At 57.3% G+C, this 15907-nt stretch carries 16 protein-coding genes; 6 read left to right on the top strand and 10 right to left on the bottom strand.

Going from position 1 to position 15907, the window contains the following annotated elements:
- The first annotated feature begins 118 nt into the window (after positions 1-118).
- The 3 genes from ACN0SY_RS11880 to acs all read left to right on the top strand — a co-directional run bounded on the left by ACN0SY_RS11880 (position 119) and on the right by acs (position 3092).
- The gene (locus ACN0SY_RS11880) at positions 119-460 is read left to right on the top strand and encodes a hypothetical protein (protein WP_417687348.1); all 342 of its coding nucleotides are present in this window, start codon (positions 119-121) and stop codon (positions 458-460) included.
- A gap of 135 nt (positions 461-595) precedes the next feature.
- Positions 596-994 (top strand): DUF1761 domain-containing protein, encoded by a 399-nt coding sequence (locus tag ACN0SY_RS11875; protein WP_417687347.1) that lies wholly within the window; start codon positions 596-598, stop codon positions 992-994.
- Between the two features lie 148 nt (positions 995-1142).
- Positions 1143-3092, top strand: coding sequence for an acetate--CoA ligase (acs, locus tag ACN0SY_RS11870; protein ID WP_417687346.1), 1950 nt, complete (start codon positions 1143-1145; stop codon positions 3090-3092).
- A 73-nt stretch (positions 3093-3165) separates the two neighbouring features.
- Here the strand turns inward: acs and ACN0SY_RS11865 are convergent, their stop codons facing one another.
- The 4 genes from ACN0SY_RS11865 to rplS all read right to left on the bottom strand — a co-directional run bounded on the left by ACN0SY_RS11865 (position 3166) and on the right by rplS (position 7763).
- Complete coding sequence (locus ACN0SY_RS11865; RefSeq protein ID WP_417687345.1) at positions 3166-4590, bottom strand: pilus assembly protein TadG-related protein; 1425 nt, start codon at positions 4588-4590, stop codon at positions 3166-3168.
- Between the two features lie 143 nt (positions 4591-4733).
- On the bottom strand, positions 4734-5291 hold the full coding sequence (locus ACN0SY_RS11860) for an HNH endonuclease (RefSeq protein WP_417687344.1): 558 nt from the start codon (positions 5289-5291) through the stop codon (positions 4734-4736).
- 290 nt (positions 5292-5581) lie between these two features.
- The gene (leuC, locus tag ACN0SY_RS11855) at positions 5582-6994 is read right to left on the bottom strand and encodes a 3-isopropylmalate dehydratase large subunit (RefSeq protein WP_417687343.1); all 1413 of its coding nucleotides are present in this window, start codon (positions 6992-6994) and stop codon (positions 5582-5584) included.
- Positions 6995-7286: 292 nt separating this feature from the next.
- Entirely contained in the window at positions 7287-7763 is a 477-nt protein-coding gene (rplS, locus tag ACN0SY_RS11850) for a 50S ribosomal protein L19 (RefSeq protein ID WP_417687342.1), read from the bottom strand.
- 556 nt (positions 7764-8319) lie between these two features.
- On the opposite strand from rplS, the gene ACN0SY_RS11845 reads away from it, so the two are divergent.
- A complete protein-coding gene (locus ACN0SY_RS11845; RefSeq protein WP_417687341.1) occupies positions 8320-9462 on the top strand; it encodes a helix-turn-helix transcriptional regulator in 1143 nt (380 codons plus the stop codon).
- Positions 9463-9471: 9 nt separating this feature from the next.
- On the opposite strand, the gene trmD is transcribed toward ACN0SY_RS11845, so the two are convergent.
- Entirely contained in the window at positions 9472-10179 is a 708-nt protein-coding gene (gene trmD / locus ACN0SY_RS11840) for a tRNA (guanosine(37)-N1)-methyltransferase TrmD (protein ID WP_417687340.1), read from the bottom strand.
- 152 nt (positions 10180-10331) lie between these two features.
- On the opposite strand from trmD, the gene ACN0SY_RS11835 reads away from it, so the two are divergent.
- Positions 10332-10820, top strand: a complete 489-nt coding sequence (locus ACN0SY_RS11835; protein ID WP_417687339.1) for an antibiotic resistance protein VanZ — start codon at positions 10332-10334, stop codon at positions 10818-10820.
- Here ACN0SY_RS11835 and rimM read toward each other — a convergent pair.
- The 4 genes from rimM to ffh are packed head-to-tail and all read right to left on the bottom strand — an operon-like array spanning position 10781 to position 13659.
- Positions 10781-11323, bottom strand: a complete 543-nt coding sequence (gene rimM / locus ACN0SY_RS11830) for a ribosome maturation factor RimM (RefSeq protein WP_417687338.1) — start codon at positions 11321-11323, stop codon at positions 10781-10783. The genes ACN0SY_RS11835 and rimM overlap by 40 nt on opposite strands.
- Positions 11324-11370: 47 nt before the next feature.
- Entirely contained in the window at positions 11371-11757 is a 387-nt protein-coding gene (rpsP, locus tag ACN0SY_RS11825) for a 30S ribosomal protein S16 (protein WP_417687337.1), read from the bottom strand.
- A gap of 19 nt (positions 11758-11776) precedes the next feature.
- Positions 11777-12100 (bottom strand): chorismate mutase, encoded by a 324-nt coding sequence (locus ACN0SY_RS11820; RefSeq protein WP_417687336.1) that lies wholly within the window; start codon positions 12098-12100, stop codon positions 11777-11779.
- A gap of 2 nt (positions 12101-12102) precedes the next feature.
- The gene (ffh, locus tag ACN0SY_RS11815; protein ID WP_417687335.1) at positions 12103-13659 is read right to left on the bottom strand and encodes a signal recognition particle protein; all 1557 of its coding nucleotides are present in this window, start codon (positions 13657-13659) and stop codon (positions 12103-12105) included.
- Positions 13660-14031: 372 nt separating this feature from the next.
- Between ffh and ACN0SY_RS11810 the strand changes: the two genes are divergently transcribed.
- Positions 14032-15474, top strand: a complete 1443-nt coding sequence (locus tag ACN0SY_RS11810; RefSeq protein ID WP_417687334.1) for a TrkH family potassium uptake protein — start codon at positions 14032-14034, stop codon at positions 15472-15474.
- 110 nt (positions 15475-15584) lie between these two features.
- Here the strand turns inward: ACN0SY_RS11810 and ACN0SY_RS11805 are convergent, their stop codons facing one another.
- The gene (locus ACN0SY_RS11805; RefSeq protein WP_417687333.1) at positions 15585-15815 is read right to left on the bottom strand and encodes a hypothetical protein; all 231 of its coding nucleotides are present in this window, start codon (positions 15813-15815) and stop codon (positions 15585-15587) included.
- Between the last annotated feature and the right edge of the window lie 92 nt (positions 15816-15907).

Here is a 15907-nt window from a genome sequence, read left to right as displayed (position 1 = left end):
GATTTGCTCTCCGATCCTCCCGTTTCATTGTTTTGTATGTGATCAACGGGTTTCCCAGATCAGGAACAGCGGCAGGGCAGCTCGCCCGCCGATGTTTGAGAGAGAAAGGAAACCCGAAATGACCATCAATAAGTTTGCCGCAATCGCCGGCCTTGCAATCGCCGCCTCCGTAGCCGCTTCGGCAGCCAGTGCCGCAACCCTGACCCCCATTGGAACCGACCGCGGTGCTGTTCTCGTCAATCTGTCCGGCGCTCCTATCGACGCTCCGGTTGCCGGCTCTTCCGAAGGCGCTGCCAGCTCCGACTATGTCAATGTCGGCAATGATCGCGGCGGTGTTGTCCGTAATTTCGGCGCACAGGCACTTCCGGTTTTCAAGTCTGCTAAGCCTGAATCTTCCGAAGACCACGGCTACACCAATGTCGGCACCGATCTTGGTGGCCCGATTTTTCAGTTGGATTGATCACCGGCACATGAATGGTGCGGAGAGGGAGGCTATGGCCTCCCTTTTGCTTTTTTGGCTTCCAAACGATGAAAAAGCCTGCAAAATTTGCGGCATTGAAGGACCACTAGAGTACGAGAAGAGGGCGCCGGTGCCATGATGTTCGACGGTATCAATCTCACTGCTGTGGCAGTCGCCGGGGTCGCCTCATTTCTGTTCGGTGCGCTCTGGTACGGCATTCTCGGCAAGGCCTGGATGACGGCAGCACGCTTGGACCCCGAACGGACACGCCCTGCGGCACTGACGATGGCGATTGCCCTCGTTTGCCAGCTTTTGATGGCCTTCGTCTTTGCCGGTGTCATCTACCATCTCGGCAACAATGGCTTGAAAACCGGGCTCATATCGGCCGGCATGATCTGGACCGGCTTCATCCTGACCAGCCAGATCGTCAACCATCGCTTCCAGGGCGCATCCTGGCTGCTCACATTGATCGACTCCGGCCACTGGCTCGGTGTCCTTGTGGTTCAGGCCCTCGTCATCACGCTCTGGGGCTGAAACGCCCCCTCCGACAAAGGTTGAAGCCTACGAAAGTACCAGCGCATCCTTATGGACGCTGCTTGGGTGCATGCGCATAATGGCGCCGACAAATTAGGCCTGCCGCTCCGGCAGTAGCCTTTACGAGTGATCTCTGGGAGGTAATCACATGTCGGACAATGTATTCCCCGTGCCGGCTGAGGTCGCGGAACGCGCGCACGTGGACAACGCCAAGTACCTGGAAATGTACAAGCGGTCGGTTGAGAACCCTGACGCATTCTGGGGCGAACACGGCAAGCGGATCGACTGGATCAAGCCTTACACCAAGGTGAAGAACACCTCCTACGATTACCACAACGTCGACATCAAGTGGTTCGAGGACGGAACGCTCAACGTTTCCGCCAACTGCGTCGACCGCCATCTTGCAACTCGTGGCGACCAGCCCGCGATCATCTGGGAAGGCGATGACCCGAGCGAGAGCAAGGTCATTACCTACAAGCAGCTGCACCACGAGGTGAACAAGTTCGCCAACGTCCTGCACGCCCAGGGCGTCAAGAAGGGCGATCGCGTTACGCTCTATCTGCCGATGATACCGGAAGCAGCCTATGCCATGCTTGCATGCGCGCGCATCGGTGCAGTGCATTCCATCGTCTTCGGGGGTTTCTCTCCGGACAGCCTCGCCCAGCGGATCGACGGCTGCGACAGCAAGTGCATCGTCACCGCCGATGAGGGCCTGCGCGGTGGCCGCAAGGTGCCGCTGAAGGCTAATGTCGACAAGGCCATCGAGAAGGCCCCGGTCGACAGCGTCATCGTGGTAAAGCGCACCGGCGGCGACATCACCATGAAGGACGGGCGCGACGTCTGGTACCATGAGGAGGCCGACCGGGTTTCCGACCATTGCGCACCTGTTGAAATGAACGCGGAAGACCCGCTCTTCATTCTCTACACATCCGGTTCTACAGGACAGCCGAAGGGCGTGCTGCATACCACTGGCGGCTACCTGGTCTACGCATCGATGACGCATCAGTATGTCTTCGATTACCACGACGGAGACGTCTACTGGTGTACGGCGGATGTGGGCTGGGTCACCGGCCACAGCTACATTGTCTATGGCCCGCTTGCCAACGGCGCGACCACGCTGATGTTCGAAGGTGTTCCGACTTATCCGGGACCGGGTCGGTTCTGGGAAGTCTGTGACAAGCACAACGTCAACATCTTCTACACCGCGCCGACCGCAATCCGCGCCCTTATGGGCGCTGGCGACGAGCACGTGAAGAAGACATCGCGCAAGTCGCTGCGGCTTCTCGGCTCCGTGGGCGAGCCGATCAACCCGGAAGCCTGGACCTGGTACTATAATGTCGTCGGCGAAGGCCGCTGCCCGATTGTGGATACCTGGTGGCAGACGGAAACCGGCGGCATCCTGATCACTCCGCTTCCAGGGGCAACCGATCTGAAGCCTGGTTCTGCAACGCGGCCGTTCTTTGGCGTTCAGCCGGCGGTGGTAGATGCTGAAGGCAACTTCCTCGAAGGCGCGACCGAGGGCAATCTCGTGATCACCGACAGCTGGCCGGGTCAGATGCGCACGGTTTACGGCGATCACGACCGGTTCGTTCAGACCTACTTCGCGACCTACAAGGGCCTCTACTTCACCGGTGACGGCTGTCGCCGCGACGCGGACGGCTATTACTGGATCACTGGCCGCGTTGATGACGTCATCAACGTCTCCGGACACCGCATGGGGACGGCAGAGGTCGAAAGCGCTCTGGTATCGCACCCGAAGGTTTCAGAGGCTGCCGTCGTTGGATATCCGCACGACATCAAGGGGCAGGGCATCTACGCCTATGTCACTCTGATGGAAGGTGAAGAACCAACCGACGCTCTGAAGAAGGAACTGGTGACCCATGTTCGTTCGGAAATCGGCCCGATTGCCTCTCCGGACCTGATCCAGTTCGCTCCGGGCCTGCCGAAGACGCGTTCCGGCAAGATCATGCGCCGTATCCTGCGCAAGATCGCCGAGGACAGCTTTGACAACCTCGGTGACACGTCAACCCTGGCCGATCCGGCCGTGGTGGACGATCTGATCGACAATCGCCAGAACCGGGCGCCTGCTACGGCCTGATCCCGACAGTTGGCAAATGCAAAGAAAAGGCCCGCCGATTGGCGGGCCTTTTTTGTGTCCGACCAGCCGCGTCCTATTTCGCCAGGTAGATGGACTGGATTTTCTTGGCGATGTTCCCGAAAGCGTTGATGAGATCCTCGCGGGAATCTGCCGTGTAATAGTTTCGTGGAGAAGAGGCGCAGGCTTCCATCAGATCATCCCCGAACCCGGCACCACCAGTGTCGAAATAAATCGAATAGATCTCGATCCCTTCGTCAGCCATGGCATCACAAATCTCTCGAGCGCGGGTCGCGGGGGGATCGTTATAGGTTGCTCTGGACAGATAGGTTTCGTTCCATCGGTATCGAGGTACGCAGTTCTGGACCCAGACACGTTCCTCTACCTGACGCCAGCCTCTCCAAGTCCATCGCCAGACAAGTTGCGTCTGCCATTCCCCGCCTGAACAATCTTCTCCGTCACGGACGTAATCATATTGCTGATTGAAGTCGCCATCGGTCATTACGACTGCGAATTTCAGGACATCTGTATTCGTGTAGGCTTCCGGTGCGCTGGCGGCCGGCCAGAAGTTCGCCCACTCGGGCGAAAGCGTATACCAACCCCAGGCAATACCGGTCTGGCCCGCTGTACCACCGTTTGCGACAAGCCCTGTGATCGACGTCTCCAACGTCCGCCGGTTTGCCGTCAACGGCTGAAGCTGGCTGAGAGGACATCTGCTCGATCCGCCACCGAAGTAATAGGTTACGGCCGGATCGTCATCTTCCTCATCCACCTTGTAATCATAAGCGTCGTCAGTGAAGTTTCCGGGCGCAAGGCGCTCGGTTACGCAGCCGCCAGTGGCAGTCCCATTCGTCACGGTGGCCGCATTCAGACCGAGATTGACGCCTTGGCTATAGGGAACGATTGATATGCGAACCTTGCTGTCACTCTCGGCGGTTCCTGCCGGTATCAAGGTATTCAGGAGTTCCTGAGAAGCATCCTTGAGTGCCCCCATGTCACCGCCCATGGAACCGGTAACGTCGAGAACAAGTGTCAGCTCGACATCGAACTTCGAATAATTCACCTCCGTATTGACACGAACCGGGATGGTTTCTGGTCCTATACCGGCGAGTCCTACGAAATAAGTCGGAACATTGATCGACGAGCTAACCCGGACAACACCTTCATCCGGATCGACGGTGAAGGTCATATTGTCCAATGCGACATTCTTGTATCCGAGGGCGGAGAGGTTCGCTTCAAAGGTCTGCTCCAGCATATCTCCAATTTCGGCATCGGACATAATGCTGGTCGAAAGCTGGCTGGCGACCGCAAGCGCTGCTGCATCCAAAGCGTGCGCCATGATTTCCCGCTCATTGATGGCACGCCCGTAGTCGATACCCGCGCCGGCCACGACTACCATCACGATCCCAAGAAGGCCAACATAGGGCAGCACGGCCCCGCGAACATCATCGCGGAACTTGCGTAGCGCAGCAGAAAAGCGGCCGAACACAGCCTTGATCATCACGTTGCTCCAGGAATTTCCCGAAAGCATCGTTACGTCACGCAGGTTTACAACTTCGTAACAGATTGCCGAAAATACCTAACATCTCGGGCCAACTCGAGATGCGCTCCCAACCTTGCCGCGCCGGAAGAAGCACATTCGTATCAAGGCTCGAGCTCGGTATCCCAATAAAGAAAATCCATCCAGCTTTCATGCAGATAGTTGGGCGGGAAACCCCGGCCGTTGCTGTGGAGATCCTGAATGGTTGGCTGGAACGGCATGTGCATCGGCCACATGTTCAATTGTTCGCAGGACTTGTTGGCCTTCTTGAGATTGCATGGAGAGCACGCTGTGATCACGTTATCCCAAGTGGTCTGCCCACCCTTCGACCGCGGAACAAGGTGATCGAAAGTCAACTCATACCGTGAGCCGCAATATTGGCACTGGAAACGGTCGCGCAGAAAGACGTTGAAGCGGGTGAAGGCTGGATAGCGGCTGGGTTTAACGAAGGTCTTGAGAGATACGACACTGGGCAATCGGAACTCGAAGCTGGGACTTCGAACCGTCGTTTCGTATTCAGACACGATGTTCACCCGGTCGAGAAACACAGCCTTTATGGTGTCCTGCCACGACCAGAGCGACAACGGATAATAACTCAGAGGCCTGTAATCCGCATTCAGTACCAATGCGGGGTGGGCACCCGACGAAACCGCAATCGTCACCTTCCGCTCCTCATGCCTGCTACATGACCGCCAACCACATGTCTCTGCGGCAAACGCCAGTCTTCATGAGATGGGAGTATTGTAGAGCGCTCGTGACACTCTTGTGAAGCGTTCATTCATCTTTGGAGCAGCAGTAGCGGTCAGGCAGATACTGATGGGTTAACAAAGCTTAACCTTCTGACATCAAAAGCTGAATTCGCTCGGCGCTCGTATCCGGCCAACGCCGTCCACCCACAACAAAAAACGGGCGCCACGAGGGCGCCCGTCAAAACGTTCGGATTGTTCCCGAATCAGGCCTGTGGCCACTCGCGAATATCGACAAAGTGACCCGCGATTGCTGCGGCGGCAGCCATGGCAGGGGACACCAGATGGGTGCGGCCCTTGAAGCCCTGACGGCCTTCAAAGTTGCGGTTCGAGGTCGATGCACAACGCTCACCCGGCTTCAGCTTGTCCGGGTTCATGGCAAGGCACATCGAGCAACCGGGCTCACGCCATTCAAAGCCGGCATCCTTGAAGATCTTGTCCAGTCCTTCAGCTTCAGCCTGTTCCTTGACGAGACCGGAACCCGGAACGACCATGGCTCGGACAGTTTCCTTGACCTTGCCATTGCCGATCGCAGCAGCTGCGGCGCGTAAATCCTCGATACGGCCGTTGGTGCAAGAACCGATGAAGACAACATCGACCGGAACATCAGTGATTTTTGTACCCGGCTTCAGACCCATGTATTCCAGTGCACGCCACTTGGACTTGCGGGTGTTCTCGTCCTTGATATCGTCCGGATTCGGAACAACGCCCGTTACGGATACAACGTCTTCAGGCGATGAACCCCAGGTCACGATAGGCGGCAGGTTCGCTGCATCGAGCTTCACGACCTTGTCGAAGTGCGCGCCTTCGTCGGAATGGAGCGTCTTCCAGTATTCGACTGCCATGTCCCAGGCTTCGCCCTTTGGCGCCTTTGGACGACCCTTGATGTATTCAAAGGTCTTTTCGTCCGGAGCAATCAGGCCGGCACGCGCGCCGCCTTCAATGGACATGTTACAGATGGTCATGCGGCCTTCCATCGAAAGCGACCGGATCGCTTCCCCCGCATATTCCATCACGTAACCGGTGCCGCCGGCAGTCCCGATCTCGCCGATGATTGCCAGAATGATGTCTTTCGCCGTTACGCCTTCGGGCAGCTGGCCATCAACCTGGATCAGCATGTTCTTGGCTTTTTTCTGGATCAGGGTCTGGGTTGCCAGAACGTGTTCCACTTCCGAGGTGCCGATACCATGCGCCAGGGCGCCGAAAGCGCCATGGGTCGAGGTGTGGCTGTCGCCGCAGACGATGGTCATGCCTGGCAGGGTGAAACCCTGCTCGGGACCAACGATATGCACGATACCCTGGCGATGATCGAAGGCATCGTAATATTCGATGCCGAATTCCTTGGTGTTTTCCGCAAGAGCAGCGATCTGCGTGACGCTATCCGGATCAGGATTCGGCAGGCTGCGGTCGGTGGTCGGTACGTTGTGGTCGACAACCGCAAGGGTCTTTTCGGGTTGCCGTACCTTGCGACCTGTCATGCGAAGGCCTTCAAACGCTTGCGGGCTCGTCACCTCGTGCACAAGATGGCGGTCGATGTAGAGCAGACCGGTACCGTCGTCCTGGACATCTACCAGATGGTCGTCCCAGATCTTGTCGTAAAGCGTCCTGGCTTTCGTCATGGGTTCTCTCCTGAAACCTCGGCGGCTCTTTATTGTTCTTCGCAGGGAATGCTGCCCAGCGCGTCCAAAAACCGTCCGTTAAGCCCGAAGACCACGCTCGAAGGCGCAGTCTTCCAATCTCAGGATGTTCAATGACTCAACCAGTGTGGAAAGGTCAAGAAGATTGACTTGAGCTTTTGTCAACTCAGCTTGACACGGCAGCATAAGGCGGCTCGAGCGACCCCTGCGGTGCAGAAAACAAGAAAGGCGGGTCAATGACCCGCCTTTCGGAATTCCAACGTCTGCGCCGGTCTTATTCGGCAGCAGATTCCGCTGCGGCTGCGGCAGCAGCGGCTTCCTTCTCGGCAGCCTTGGCAGCCTTGGCAGCAGCGGCTTCCGAGCGAGCTTCTTCGTTGAGGCGCTTCGCACGAGCGTTGGTCGCTTCGACAATACGCGCAGACTTGCCGCGACGGTCGCGCAGGTAGTAGAGCTTCGCACGGCGAACCTTACCACGGCGAACGACTTCAAGGCCTTCGAGCATCGGCGAGAAGATCGGGAACACACGCTCCACGCCTTCGCCATAAGAGATCTTGCGGACAGTGAAGCTCTCGTTGATGCCGCCGCCGGAGCGTGCAATGCAAACGCCTTCATACGCCTGGGTACGGGTACGGTTGCCTTCCGTAACCTTCACGAGAACACGAACGGTGTCGCCCGGAGAGAATTCCGGCAGCTTGCGCTGAGATTCGACCTTCGCCATTTCCTCGGCGTTGAGTTGTTCAATAATGTTCATGGCATGTTTCCCTTTTCAATTAACAAAGCGGTCAGAGCGTCCAGCACTCGAAAGTGGGACGGATGAACCGTCTTCGGGCCATGGTGACATTCCTGATCGGAAAGTGGCAGCTCTCGCTCGGCACACCTAAAAGGTGCACTCACGGTTCGGCCATCAGATCCATTCGCCGCGCGTGATACAGCAAGAGCATGAGGTTGTCATGTCTTTTCTCCACATCCGACTGAATTCGGCGCAATCGCTGTTGGTCCGGCTACGCCGACAGGCTTTCAACGAAAAGCGGTGACCGCATTCACGGTCACCGCTGATCGAAATAAAATTATTAAAAAACAACCGGAGGGACGCCTCCGTCGACTCTGACGTTGCATCGCGGTTTCGGCCGAGGCCGCTATGATAATCGGGAAAATTGCCCCCAACTAGCAATCCCTACCAGCATCATGTAAGTTATTACGTTAGGGAATGTTGCGATTGATACATTTGTACTAAAAATTTTTCACGTTGTTTTACGTAAAAGACAAACAGGGACTTGTTTGAAGTAAATTTGACTAAAGGAAATTAGATGACGCACTTGTCAGTTGAAAGCATATTGACGCGAATCTACTCCTCCGCCCTTCTGGATGGAGGTCTGACTTCGGTTGTCGCAGAAATTGCCGAGGCTTACCCTCATATCGCTTTGAGCTATCAAGCTCAGTGCGTCTACAAAAACAATTTGTACGACGGCATTCTTTGCAACCTTGGGCCGAACGCGATCGACGAATTTACCAGGACCGAGAGCTTCAATCCCTTTCCGCCGCTCGCCTTGACTGGCGATGTCGGCGATATCGTCGAGACAAAACACTCGATTTCCCCGGACGCCGTCGAAAAGATGGACTTTTACGACGAATTTCTCCGCGATCACAGGAAGATCAATCGCGCGGCCGGCATCATCTTGCACCGACACGGTGTTGATTCCGCCTTCGTTGCAGCGAACTACCCAAAGGAACTGGGCGAGACCGAAGAGGCAGAGATCAATGGCTTGCTACGGCAATTGCGGCCACATCTGCAGGGGGCATTCAAGTTGCTGCTTGAAGTTAAGTCGCGGGAAATCGAACCTCGAAACCATGACATCTGGTTGGAGCAGATCCCGACGACAGCCCTGATTGTTGACCCGACGCTCAAGGTGCTGCAGATGAATAGTTTTGCCGAGGAAAATCTGGCAGACCATCCGGTACTTTCGGTGAAAGGAACCCAGGCACAGTTGAGCACCCGCAATTTCGCTGCCCGCCAGCAGATAGAAGAAACCGTGTCGCTTGCCTACGAGAGTGGACAGCCGGTCGGCCCGGTAGACGTTCCTGAACCGGATCAGGGTTCAGGTCTCCTGTTCGCAATTCCGATTACCAAGAAAGCGGACGTTTCGTTGATGCTGCAAACCTTTCTCGCACCGAGGCTGCCGATCCTCCTGACCTATTTCTCCACGCGAGACAAGCCGAAGGAAGCCACGGAGCTTCTGGCAGCGACCCTTAACGTGAGTCAGCGGGAAAGCGTATTGCTCCAGAAACTGGTGCTGGGATTGAACCTGCGAGACGCGACGGATGAGATGGGCATCAGTTACAATACCGGGCGCAACCAGCTCGCGAGCGCGCAGAACAAGACCGGTTGTCGAAGCCAGACAGACCTCGTTCGCAAGGCCACGCAGATCCTCGCAAGGCTCCCGAGCCTTTAGGATGCGCCGTTACACTTCCTCCTGACCGTCAATATACCGGCGCCACAGGTCCGGGCGCCGTTCCATGGTCAGGCGTTCGGCTTCGCTCTGGCGCCATTCGGCGATCCTCTTGTGATTCCCGGAGGTCAGGACCTCGGGAATCCCCCTCCCCTCGAATTCTGCTGGGCGGGTGTAATGAGGATGTTCCAGCAAGCCGGTTTCAAAGCTTTCGGTATCCGCACTTTCCATGTTGCCCATCACACCGGGGATGAGTCGAACGATTGCGTCGAGCATCGTGATGGCGCCTATTTCGCCACCTGAAAGGATGTAATCTCCGATGGAAATCTCTTCGAGATCCCGACCATCAATGACCCTTTGATCGACACCTTCGAAACGCCCGCAGACGATGATGGCGCCCGGTCCTTCCGCGAGCTCATGTGCCTTGGCTTGTGTAAAGGGTTTGCCACGCGGGCTCATGAGGATACGCGGTCGCTGATCACCCTCCCCCGTGGCCGCATCGATCGCCTTGGCAAGGATATCCGCGCGGAGCACCATCCCGGCCCCTCCGCCGGCCGGCGTGTCGTCGACGGATCGATGCTTGTCGGTCGCAAATTCACGTATCTGGCTGGTTTCGAGCTGCCACAAACCGTTCTCGTGCGCGCGGCCGGACAGACTTTGTCCGAGCGGACCTGGAAACATGTCCGGATAAAGCGTCAATACGGTCGCCTTGAACGTCAAAAATCTTCTCCCGGTGTCGATTCCGCTCGGAAAGCCAGTATCTTGTTAACCCTGATCACGCGCACGCACAAATTCCGTCGATTAGGAGAGCTGCGGTAGCAGATCGTTAAGATCCGCAGGTAACTCTGGCAGTATTGTCAGGGAGCCGGTCCGTGCCCGTTTTTCGTCTCAAATTGCCAGGTTTCATTCGCACCCGCGTCGAGCAGCATTATCTCGACATATCGCTTAGTCGGATATTACCCCTCGCCTGCCTGCTCACATTCGGAGTCCTTGTGGGCCTCGTCTTCAACACGGGCGTCGGCCATCCGTATGACAAGATCATTCACGTCGGATTTTACGCTCTTCTGACCCTGTCGATCCATACGCTGTTTTGCTGTCGATTGAGAATATCCGCGATCGTCGCCTTCGGGATGGGTCTTGCCGGTGAGGCCGTTCAGGCCTTCGTTCCTCACCACGAAGCTTCTCTGGCCGATGCTTTCGCGAATGGAATTGGCGTTGCGATGGTGGTCGCCGCAATTGCCCTGCTCAGATCCGAACGGAAACAAGCGCTTCGCGCCGAACCGATGGAACTGGACCTCCGGAACATCGGGCTGCAACCGTATCAGTCTGAAGTTTCGTCCAGGCGCTCTTCCGAAAAATAGTCTTCCGGCAGATCGGCGGTCAGAAACCCACCCTCGAGATTGACTGCTGTGACAAACGCCTTCGTGAAAGGCACGTAGAACGTCTTGCCACGCTGAGGCCGGATTTCAAGGAGGTCGCCCGCACCGAAATCCTGCACGGCCACGACGGAACCCAGCTTGTTGCCGGCAGGATCCAGGACGGGCAATCCAGTCAGATCGGAATAATAGAATTCGTCTTCTTCGGTATCAGGCAACTGGTCTCGGTGGATATAGAGCTCGACACCGTTCAGTTCTTCAGCCTGATTGCGGTCCTTGATCCCCTCGAACTGGGTGATCACGACCGTCTTCTGCACCCTTGCACGAACAACCTCGAATGACCGCTTGCCGTCCTTTGTCACAAGCGTTCCGTAGTCCGTGAAGGAAAGCGGGTCATCACCGAATGGCTTGACCCGCACTTCCCCGCGAATGCCGTGAGCCGCGCCGATGCGGGCCATGAGGACAAGATCGTTGGCTCCATCAGTCATGGTGCAACACCATCCCCAGTGCCTCTCGGCGCAAGCTCTTCTGCATTTTATTCAGCAGCAGCTTCTTCGCCGCCTTCGGCAGCAGCGGCAGCTGCTTCTTCTTCAGCCTGCTTCTTGGCATCGAGACGCTCCTGAGCCTTGCGGCCGAGCTGTGCCTTCTTCGGGTTGTTGCGCGCTTCACGCTTCAACAGACCAGCAGCATCCAGGAAACGGTGCACGCGGTCGGTCGGCTGCGCACCATTGTCCAGCCAGTACTGGATGCGCTCGACGTCGAGCTTGACGCGCTCATCGGAATCCTTGGCAACCATCGGGTTGTAGGAACCGACCTTCTCGATGAAACGGCCGTCACGCGGAGCGCGGACGTCTGCAACGACGATGCGGTAGTAAGGGCGCTTCTTGGAACCGCCGCGAGCGAGGCGAATTTTCGTAGCCATTGTTAGTTCTCCAGTTTGTTCATTTGCCGGTTTCAGCGGCTATGGCTTCATGATGCCGAATGACTTCCTTCACGATGAAGTTCAGGAACTTTTCAGCAAAATCAGGATCGAGATTGGCGTCCTCCGCCAGTTGCCGGAGGCGCTCGATCTGAATCTTTTCCCGCGCCGGGTCGGCCGGCGGCAGGTCGTTTGTGGCTTTCAGAACACCCACCTTCTGGGTGCACTTGAAACGTTCTGCGAGCATATGAACGAGGGCGGCATCGATGTTGTCGATGGAGGATCGTAGAGCCCGGAGCTCCGTCATCGCGGCCGACTGACCGAGTTCCTTTTCCGCGTCGCTCATGCTCATTTTTTCTTACCTTTCCCCAGTCCCGGCAGACCGCCGAGCCCACCCGGCATCTTTGGACCGCCAAGGCCCGGAAGACCGGGCATGCCGCCGCCGAAACCACCCGGGAGGCCTCCACCCGGCAAACCCTTCGGCAGTTCCATGCCGCCGGGAAGCTGCCCGGATTTCGCCATTTCCTCGAGCTGCTTCGGATCGACATTCGGCATGCCGCCCATGCCGCCGGTCAGGCCGCTCATCATCTTGCCGAGCATGCCCTTCTTCTTGCCCATCATCTTCATCATGTCCGCCATCTGGCGGTGCATTTTCAGAAGCTTGTTGACCTCGGCAACCTCAACGCCGGCACCTGATGCAATGCGCTTCTTGCGGCTGGCCTTGAGAATGTCGGGCTTGCGCTTTTCCTGACCCGTCATCGACTGAATGATGGCAATCTGGCGCTTGAACATCTTGTCATCGATGTTGGCAGCATCGAGCTGCTTCTTCATCTTGCCGACGCCCGGGAGCATGCCCATCATGCCGGACATGCCGCCGAGCTTTTCCATCTGCTTGAGCTGCTCGGCGAGATCTTCCAGGTCGAAATGACCCTTCTGCATCTTCGCCGCCATCTTGGCGGCCTGCTCGGCATCGATAGCCTCAGCCGCCTTCTCGACGAGCGAGACGATGTCGCCCATGCCCAGAATGCGGTCGGCGATCCGCTTTGGATGGAAATCCTCAAGCGCGTCGGACTTTTCGCCCGTACCGATGAGCTTGACCGGCTTGCCTGTCACCGCCTGCATCGACAGCGCCGCACCACCGCGACCGTCACCGTCCATACGCGTCAGCGCGATCCCGGTAATGCCAACACGCTCGTCGAAGTTCTTGGCAAGGTTCACGGCGTCCTGACCGGTCAGCGCATCGGCGACCAGCAGGATTTCGTGCGGATTGGTCGCGGCCTTGACCTCCGCCATCTCGACCATGAGCGGCTCGTCGATGTGGATCCGGCCCGCGGTGTCGAGCATGACCACGTCATAGCCACCAAGCTTGGCAGCGGAGATCGCACGCTTGGCGATTTCGACAGGCCCCTGCCCCTCGATGATCGGCAGTGTGTCGACCTCATTCTGCTCACCCAGAACCTTGAGCTGTTCCTGGGCGGCAGGACGGCGCGTATCGAGCGACGCCATCAGGACCTTGCGCTTATCGCGGTTGATCAGGCGGCGGGCGATCTTCGCGGTCGTCGTCGTCTTACCGGAGCCCTGCAGACCGACCATCATGATCGCGACAGGAGCCGGTGCGTTGAGATCAACGCCCTGGCTCTCGACCCCAAGCATCTCGACGAGCTGGTCGTGGACGATCTTGACGACCATCTGGCCCGGCGTGACCGACTTGACCACCTCAGCGCCAACCGCACGGTTGCGAACCTTGTCGGTGAAAGACCGAACAACCGGCAGGGCGACGTCGGCTTCGATCAGCGCGCGGCGGATTTCGCGCAGCGCCTCGTTGACGTCGTTTTCGGACAGCGCACCGCGGCCGGTGAGCTTGTCGAAAATTCCACTCAGTCGATCGGACAGGCTTTCAAACATAAAAAGGTCCTTGCCGTTGCATTTCCGGGAGTTGCTCCCGTCCATATGGCGACGGTATCGGATCACGCAAAGCAGTATTGCACCCGAGGGCGCATCGCGCTGTCGGGTGTTGACCTCCGGGCGCTCTTTATACCTTCGCGGGTCCCGGTTGGCGGATCACAATGTCATCACTCATATGGAGTTCGGTGGTGTAAATGACCCAAGAGCGATCAAGAGTCAAGGAACGCTGCTGATTTTGCCGACCTGCAGCCATGCATTTTCCATATGGGTTCCATCGGAAGAAGGCTGTATGATCCGCCAACTTCAAATGATCTGGACATCCGCCCCGCCAAGGCCACGCCTGGCAATAGGGGCGGAACAGGAAACCGGAACATGAACTATCGCGCAGTTGCGCTCCCGATCGGGAGGCTGCTGATCATTATCGCAGCCTTCATGGTCATTCCTGCTGGCGCAGACCTGATAGCCAGAAATCCGGACTGGATCGTTTTCACCATATCGGCGCTGATCCTGGGCACGGTGGGCACGTTGACGACCGCAGCCTTTTCGAGCGCTGCACCTGACCTGCGACGTCGGGAAACCTTCGTGTTCGTCAATGCGGCCTGGATCACGTTCTGCACTGCTGGCGCCATCCCTCTTTATGGCAGCGGTCTTGGCATTTCGTTCACCGACGCCTTCTTCGAATCTGCGTCCGGCCTGACGACAACCGGATCGACAATTCTGACCGGTCTAGACCAGTTGCCACCGGGCATCCTGCTCTGGCGTTCGCTTCTGCAATGGATCGGCGGCATCGGTATCGTGGTTATCGGCATTTGGCTGCTTCCGGGACTGCGCGTGGGTGGCAGCCAGCTGTTTGCCCTTGAATCGTCAGAAACCGCAAACAAGCCCTATGGCCGCATCGAACCGTTCCTGAAACGACTGATTACCCTCTACGGCGGCCTTACGATCGCTTGCACCAGTCTTTACATCCTGTGCGGAATGAGCGTGTTTCAGGCCATCAATCACGCCCTGACCACCGTATCGACTGGCGGATTTTCGACGTCAGACAGCTCCTTCGGCCAATTCGGCGGGACTGCGGTCTATTGGGTGTCGATCATATTCATGCTCGCCTCCAGCGTGCCATTCCTGTTTCTGATCCGCCGGATCGAAGGCAAAAGAGCCGACGACCGGCAGCAGATCCATGTCCTTTTGGCTGCAGTCGGGCTGGCGAGCTTTGCGATCTTCCTCTCCCAGAGATGGGTACAGCACGACGACCCATTCCACCTGTTCACGGTCTCTGTGTTCCATGTCGTTTCCGTAATCACCACGACGGGCTATGCTTCGACCGACTACCTGACCTGGGGCTCCCTGGTTATCTGCATCTTTTTCCTGCTGACTTTCTTTGGCGGATGCAGCGGCTCAACCTCGGGCGGTTTCAAGATGTTCCGCCTCGCCCTTTTGCTCAGCTACATCCGGGTACTGTTGCGGCGGATGATCCATCCCCACAGAGTACTCTCGCCAAGATATGACGGCCGGCCGGTGGGCAACGCGGTCATGGAAGGCGTTTTTGTCTTTGCCATTTTGTATGCGGGAACATTCGCATTGTTCGGCCTCGCCTATGCCGGGCTCGGAATGGATGTACTGACTGCCTTCAGCGGATCGATCACGGCTCTTGCAAATGTCGGTCCTGGCGTCGGCGACATCATCGGGCCGTCGGGCACGTTTCAATCACTACCCGATGCCGCGAAATGGCTTCTGTCCCTAGAGATGATCTTGGGGCGCCTGGAAATCATCGCCGGCCTCGTCATCCTGATGCCCGACTTCTGGGAAGAGGCCTGATCTGAAAACCGCACAAGCAAAAAGCCACCGTTGGCATCTACGCCAACGGTGGCTTTTGTGCTTTGACGGGATGTCGGGATACTGCCGATCAGCCTGCCAATCGCCCGAACTTACAGCTCGAGAGCTGCAAACTCTTCCTGGCTGAGCAACTTGTCGGAGTCCTTGTCCGCCGACATGAAGATCTCTTCGGAAATCGACGGAACGGCCTTGGTCAGTTCCTCATAGGATACGAAACCGTCCTGGTCGCCATCCACCGAGCCAAAGGCAATACCCTGGGCAAAGGCTGCGCCCGATGCGGTCAGTGCACCAATCAGAGCGACAGTAGCGATACGTTTGGACATGGTTTTACTCCCTTTTCAGGTTGGTTTGTCCCTGAACGCTCGACATGAGCATTCACTGCGGAACGACCTGAAGATGGAGGGCAACATCGTTT

Source organism: Roseibium sp. (assembly GCF_048261595.1).
GTDB lineage: Bacteria > Pseudomonadota > Alphaproteobacteria > Rhizobiales > Stappiaceae > Roseibium.
Note: the sequence above shows the minus strand (reverse complement) of the source record. Positions and strands in the feature narration are given on the sequence as shown.

Excerpts from the sequence above, each read along its gene's own strand:
- ACN0SY_RS11880 (WP_417687348.1), top strand. The coding sequence starts at position 119 with ATGACCATCAATAAGTTTGCCGCAATCGCCGGCCTTGCAATCGCCGCC.
- ACN0SY_RS11875 (WP_417687347.1), top strand. The coding sequence starts at position 596 with ATGATGTTCGACGGTATCAATCTCACTGCTGTGGCAGTCGCCGGGGTC.
- acs (WP_417687346.1), top strand. The coding sequence starts at position 1,143 with ATGTCGGACAATGTATTCCCCGTGCCGGCTGAGGTCGCGGAACGCGCG.
- ACN0SY_RS11865 (WP_417687345.1), bottom strand. The coding sequence starts at position 4,590 with ATGATCAAGGCTGTGTTCGGCCGCTTTTCTGCTGCGCTACGCAAGTTC.
- leuC (WP_417687343.1), bottom strand. The coding sequence starts at position 6,994 with ATGACGAAAGCCAGGACGCTTTACGACAAGATCTGGGACGACCATCTG.
- rplS (WP_417687342.1), bottom strand. The coding sequence starts at position 7,763 with ATGAACATTATTGAACAACTCAACGCCGAGGAAATGGCGAAGGTCGAA.
- ACN0SY_RS11845 (WP_417687341.1), top strand. The coding sequence starts at position 8,320 with ATGACGCACTTGTCAGTTGAAAGCATATTGACGCGAATCTACTCCTCC.
- rimM (WP_417687338.1), bottom strand. The coding sequence starts at position 11,323 with ATGACTGATGGAGCCAACGATCTTGTCCTCATGGCCCGCATCGGCGCG.
- rpsP (WP_417687337.1), bottom strand. The coding sequence starts at position 11,757 with ATGGCTACGAAAATTCGCCTCGCTCGCGGCGGTTCCAAGAAGCGCCCT.
- ACN0SY_RS11820 (WP_417687336.1), bottom strand. The coding sequence starts at position 12,100 with ATGAGCGACGCGGAAAAGGAACTCGGTCAGTCGGCCGCGATGACGGAG.
- ffh (WP_417687335.1), bottom strand. The coding sequence starts at position 13,659 with ATGTTTGAAAGCCTGTCCGATCGACTGAGTGGAATTTTCGACAAGCTC.
- ACN0SY_RS11810 (WP_417687334.1), top strand. The coding sequence starts at position 14,032 with ATGAACTATCGCGCAGTTGCGCTCCCGATCGGGAGGCTGCTGATCATT.
- ACN0SY_RS11805 (WP_417687333.1), bottom strand. The coding sequence starts at position 15,815 with ATGTCCAAACGTATCGCTACTGTCGCTCTGATTGGTGCACTGACCGCA.